Below are 5,071 nucleotides of genomic sequence, written 5' to 3'. Positions count from 1 at the left end.
CGGACCCGGTGGCCGCGCGCCGAACGCCGCGATCGACTCGGGCGGCTTCCAGCGCAGCCGCCGGCGCGGGCTCAGTCGGGCTCGTGCGGCTCGCGCGGCCGGGGCACCGGCACGGGGCCGAGCCGCCGGGCCAGCAGCTCCGCCGTCTCCTCCTCCGGCAGCGCCGCCACCAGCAGCCATTCGACCAGCTGCTCGTAGCGGGCGACGTCCGCCTCGGCGACCAGCCGCACGTCGGTGGTGAGCGTCTCCACCAGCACCGTGCGCGGGTCGTCCGGGTCCGGATAGGCGTAGTAGGAGAACGGCGCCAGGGGGTGCGGGTCGCCGCGGGGGGAGGCGTCGCGGGGCAGCAGCCGGATGGTGACGTGCGGCCGTTCGGCGAGGACGGCCAGGTGGCGGAGCTGGTCCCGCCAGACCTCGGCGGGGAGGCCGCCCGGATCGCAGGCGCGCTCGTCGATCAGTGCGGTGTAGTGCGGCGGCTCGGGCCGGCACAGCACCTCCTGGCGCACGGCGCGGGCGCGGACGTCGGCCTCCACGTCCACCTCGTCGGCGAGCAGCGCGCCGGCCGACACCCGCAGCCGGGCGTACTCCGGGATCTGGAGCAGCCCGGGCACCAGCGCCGGCTGGTAGTCCACGATGCGCACCGCGCCCGCCTCCAGCTCCGCGTACGCCCTCTGCCGCTCCCCCATCTCGCCCAGCGCCTTGGACCAGCCGCGGCCGGTGGCGGCGTCCCGGGCGATGACGATCAGCTCGTCCCGCTGGTGGGGTGGCACGGCGTAGACGTCGAGCAGGTCGAGCACGTCGGCCAGGTCCGGCCGGCTCTGCCCCAGCTCGATGCGGGACAGCTTCGATGTGGACGCCCAGCCGAGCCGGCCGCAGACCTGCTCCAGGGTGAGCGATTCCCGGCGGCGCAGCCGGCGCAGCTCCGCGCCGAGCCGCACCCGCCGGACCACAGGACTTGCTGACAATGGCATGCGCGCCTCCCCACCGTGGGAGAGTACGCATCGCCATCACGCACGGCAATACCTTGCTCGCGCAGAGCAATCACCGGTCGTCAGGGACGGTAGGTGCCGAAGGACCAGACCAGGCCGGCCAGGTCGCGGGCGGCGTAGTCGCGGGAGCCGTAGTCGGTGTCGAAGGGCGGTCGGACGATCTCCGCGCCGGCCGCCCGGGCCCGCTCGTGGTGCGCGTCGACGTCGTCGACGGCCACGTAGACGCGGTAGTCGTCGTCGGCCGGTCGGGTCGCCGGGGCCGGCCCCGGGCCGAGCATGACGAGAGCGTCGCCGTAGCCGAGCTGGGCGTGCCGCACCGTGCCGTCGGGCCCCTCGTGCACCTCGTGGACGGTGAGGTCGAACGCGGACCGGAGGAAGTCGACGGCGGCGCGGGCGTCGGGATACCGGAGAACCGGGTAGATGCTTCTCATGGCCACGAGTGTGCCGGCGCGCGGGTCAGCCGGGATTGGACGGATGTGACCCCGCCCGGGCCAGCGCCGCGGGGGTGGCCCCGGCGAACTCGCGGAACTCCCGGATCAGGTGTGACTGGTCGTAGTAGCCGAACCGCACCGCCAGCTCCGCCCATCCCGGCCCGCCCGGACCGGCCACGGGGGCCGCGCCCCCGACCGGCGCCGTGACCAGTGTGCGGCCCACCATCGCGTACGCCCGCTGGAAGCGGACCAGCCGGGCGACGGTCTTCGGCGGGAGGCCGAACTCCCGCCGGAACCGGACGGCCAGGTGGCGGCGACTCCAGCCGACCTCCTCGGCCAGCGCGGCGACGCCCAGCCCGCCGCCGCTGCCGTCGAGCAGCCGCCAGGCCCCGAGCAGGCGCGGATCGACCGGCCCGGTCACCGCCAGCCGGGCGGCGAGGGCGGCGTCGAGCCGGGCGAACCGGGTCGCCCAGTCGGGCAGGCCGGCCAACTCGTCGCGGAGCCGGACCAGCCAGCCGCCGAGCCGGTCGACGGGGACCGCCCGGTTGGCCAGCTCGCCCAGCGGCAGCCCGAGCAGCCGACGGGCGGCCGGGGCGGTCAGGAGCACCTGCACCCCCACGCCCTCGCCGGCGGTGCGGGTCGCGCACCAGCCGTCGAACGGCCCGGCCAGAAAGGCGCTCGTCCCGTACGCGCCCCGGTCGGCGGCGCGCGGATCGGTCACGTCGAGCGGGGCGCCCCAGCCCAGGATCAGCACCACGAAGGCGCCGGCCACCTCCCGGCGCGCCAGCGGGCCGGCCGCGTGCTCCCGGTAGCCGAGGTAGCGGTCCACGTAGGGCCGCAGGCGGGGGTCGGGGAGGCCGATCACGGCCTCGGTGAGCACGGCGGCCTCCCCCGACCCCGGTCCGTCACTTCACCCCGGCAGCGTCCATCCCGCGGAGTTCCTTCTTGAGGTCGGCGACCTCGTCGCGGATCCGGGCGGCCAGCTCGAACTGCAGCTCCCGCGCGGCGGCGAGCATCTGGTCGTTGAGCTCCTGGATGAGGTTGGCCAGGTCGGCCCGGGCCATCCCCTCCCGGGACGGGGTCGCCGCGCCGCCCCGGCCCCGGCTGCGGGTCTCCTTCACTGGCGCCTTGCCCCGGGACAGCTGCCGGACGGCCCCGCCGACCCGGCTGTTCTCGGTGTCCTCCGCCTCACGGTAGATGTCGTCGAGGATGTCGTGGATCCTCTTGCGCAGCGGCTCGGGGCTGATCCCGTTGGCCTCGTTGTGCGCGATCTGCTTGGCCCGGCGCCGGTTGGTCTCCTCGATCGCCTGGGCCATCGACGGCGTGATCTTGTCGGCGTACATGTGGACCTGGCCGGAGACGTTACGGGCCGCGCGGCCGATGGTCTGGATCAGCGACCGGCCGCTGCGCAGGAAGCCCTCCTTGTCGGCGTCGAGGATCGCCACCAGGGAGACCTCGGGCAGGTCGAGGCCCTCGCGGAGCAGGTTGATGCCGACCAGCACGTCGTAGTCGCCCTTGCGCAACTCGCGCAGCAGCTCCACCCGGCGCAGCGTGTCGACCTCCGAGTGCAGGTAGCGCACCCGGATGCCGTTCTCCAGCAGGTAGTCGGAGAGATCCTCCGCCATCTTCTTGGTCAGCGTGGTGACCAGGACCCGCTCGTCCCGCTCGGTCCGCAGCTTGATCTCGTGCATCAGGTCGTCGATCTGGCCCTTGGTGGGCTTCACGACGACCTCGGGGTCGATCAGGCCGGTGGGGCGGATCACCTGCTCGACGAACTCGCCCTGCGCCTGCTCCAGCTCCCACGGGCCGGGGGTGGCGGAGAGGAAGACCATCTGGCCGACTCGCTCCAGGTATTCGTCGAAGCGCAACGGCCGGTTGTCGGCCGCGCTGGGCAGCCGGAAGCCGTGGTCGATCAGCATCCGCTTGCGGGAGGCGTCGCCCTCGTACATGCCGCCGATCTGCGGGATGGTCACGTGCGACTCGTCGACCACGGTCAGGAAGTCGTCCGGGAAGTAGTCGAGCAGGCAGTGCGGCGGGCTGCCGGGCAGCCGGCCGTCGATGTGCATCGAGTAGTTCTCGATGCCGGAGCAGAAGCCGACCTGGCGCATCATCTCGATGTCGTAGGTGGTGCGCATCCGCAGCCGCTGCGCCTCCAGCAGCTTGCCCTGCCGCTCCAGCTCGGCCAGCCGCTCGCCCAACTCGGTCTCGATGTCGCGGATCGCCCGCTCCATCCGCTCCGGGCCGGCCGCGTAGTGCGTGGCCGGGAAGATCATCAGGCTGTCGACCTCACGGACCACGTCGCCGGTGAGCGGGTTGAGGTAGTAGAGCTTCTCGATCTCGTCGCCGAACAGCTCGATCCGGACGGCCAGCTCCTCGTAGGCCGGGATGATCTCCAGCGTGTCGCCCCGGACCCGGAAGGTGCCGCGCTGGAAGGCCATGTCGTTGCGGGTGTACTGGATGTCGACCAGCCGGCGCAGCAGCTGGTCGCGGTCGAGCTCCTGCCCGACGGCGACCCGGACGGCCCGGTCCAGGTATTCCTCCGGGGTGCCAAGGCCGTAGATCGCCGACACCGTGGCCACCACGATCACGTCGCGCCGGGTGAGCAGCGACATGGTCGCCGAGTGCCGCAGCCGCTCGACCTCCTCGTTGATCGAGGAGTCCTTCTCGATGTAGGTGTCGGTCTGCGGGATGTAGGCCTCGGGCTGGTAGTAGTCGTAGTAGGAGACGAAGTATTCGACCGCGTTCTGCGGCAGCAGCTCGCTGAACTCCTTGGCGAGCTGCGCGGCGAGAGTCTTGTTGGGGGCGAGTACCAGAGTCGGCCGTTGCAGCCGCTCGACCAGCCACGCCGTGGTGGCGCTCTTGCCGGTGCCGGTCGCGCCGAGCAGCACCGTGTTGCGGTCGCCACGTCGCACGCGACGCTCAAGCTCGTCGATGGCTGCCGGCTGGTCGCCGGCCGGCTGGAACTCGCTGACGACCTGGAAGCGGCCGTCGAGCCGGGGAATGTCGAGCGCCATGACCTCAACGGTACGCCCGAGGTCCGACACTTCCCGGCCGAGCACCGACCGTCCCTGATCGGCTTCGATATTCCCATTGTGTGGCTCATCTCACCGGACTACCCTCGTACCGTAGGCCGCTCGCGGCGGCCGACCGGGCAGGTGGCCGCCCCTCCGGGGCCCGGCCGCCCCCGGCACCGGGGGTCGCAGCACCCGAGAAACCGGCGTGCGCACCCGAGGTGGTCGCGCTCGAAGCGCAGACCGGCCGCCGCGAGCGCCCCTACTCGTCACCGAATCCCGGCAGCCGCGTTGTGCACTCGTGGAGACCTCTCCCGGACGCCGGCCGCGACGCGCTCGCACCCGCGACACCGGCCCGCTCCCCACCGACGACACCCGCCCCTCCCCGCCCGATCCCCTCCCACCCGCCGCCCCGCACGCGGACGAGCCCCCCGCGACCACCGGACGCCCCGCGGACCGGCCCACCGCGACCACCGGACCCCCGGCGGAGGAGCCCAGGGCAGCCACCGGACGCCCGGCGGACGAGCCCAAGGCAGCCACCGGACGCCCAGCGGACGATCCGCCCGCGCACGTCGCCGCCACGGACGACCCGGAAGGTCCCGGCACCAGCGCACCGAACGCCGACGGCCCGGCCCGGACC

Annotated in this window: 4 protein-coding genes; all 4 read right to left on the bottom strand. The window is 73.4% G+C overall.

Annotation, left to right across the window (positions count from 1 at the left end; all coding sequences use genetic code 11):
- Window positions 1–71: 71 nt before the first annotated feature.
- The 4 genes from ABZV78_RS27595 to uvrB all read right to left on the bottom strand — a co-directional run bounded on the left by ABZV78_RS27595 (window position 72) and on the right by uvrB (window position 4,434).
- On the bottom strand, window positions 72–971 hold the full coding sequence (locus ABZV78_RS27595; RefSeq protein ID WP_355643157.1) for a DUF5753 domain-containing protein: 900 nt from the start codon (window positions 969–971) through the stop codon (window positions 72–74).
- An 80-nt stretch (window positions 972–1,051) separates the two neighbouring features.
- Entirely contained in the window at window positions 1,052–1,420 is a 369-nt protein-coding gene (locus tag ABZV78_RS27590; RefSeq protein WP_355643155.1) for a VOC family protein, read from the bottom strand.
- A gap of 25 nt (window positions 1,421–1,445) precedes the next feature.
- Entirely contained in the window at window positions 1,446–2,300 is an 855-nt protein-coding gene (locus ABZV78_RS27585; RefSeq protein WP_355643153.1) for a helix-turn-helix domain-containing protein, read from the bottom strand.
- 25 nt (window positions 2,301–2,325) lie between these two features.
- A complete protein-coding gene (uvrB, locus tag ABZV78_RS27580) occupies window positions 2,326–4,434 on the bottom strand; it encodes an excinuclease ABC subunit UvrB (protein ID WP_355643152.1) in 2,109 nt (702 codons plus the stop codon).
- Window positions 4,435–5,071: the final 637 nt, after the last annotated feature.

It is taken from the genome of Micromonospora sp. NPDC004540 (assembly GCF_040610095.1).
Classification (GTDB): Bacteria; Actinomycetota; Actinomycetes; order Mycobacteriales; family Micromonosporaceae; genus Micromonospora.
The sequence above is the reverse complement of the archived record's forward strand: the minus strand, read 5'-3'. Positions and strand labels throughout refer to the sequence as shown.

Bases quoted from the DNA above. Each gene is read 5' to 3' on its own strand.
- ABZV78_RS27595 (WP_355643157.1), bottom strand. From the start codon at position 971: ATGCCATTGTCAGCAAGTCCTGTGGTCCGGCGGGTGCGGCTCGGCGCG.
- ABZV78_RS27590 (WP_355643155.1), bottom strand. From the start codon at position 1,420: ATGAGAAGCATCTACCCGGTTCTCCGGTATCCCGACGCCCGCGCCGCC.
- uvrB (WP_355643152.1), bottom strand. From the start codon at position 4,434: ATGGCGCTCGACATTCCCCGGCTCGACGGCCGCTTCCAGGTCGTCAGC.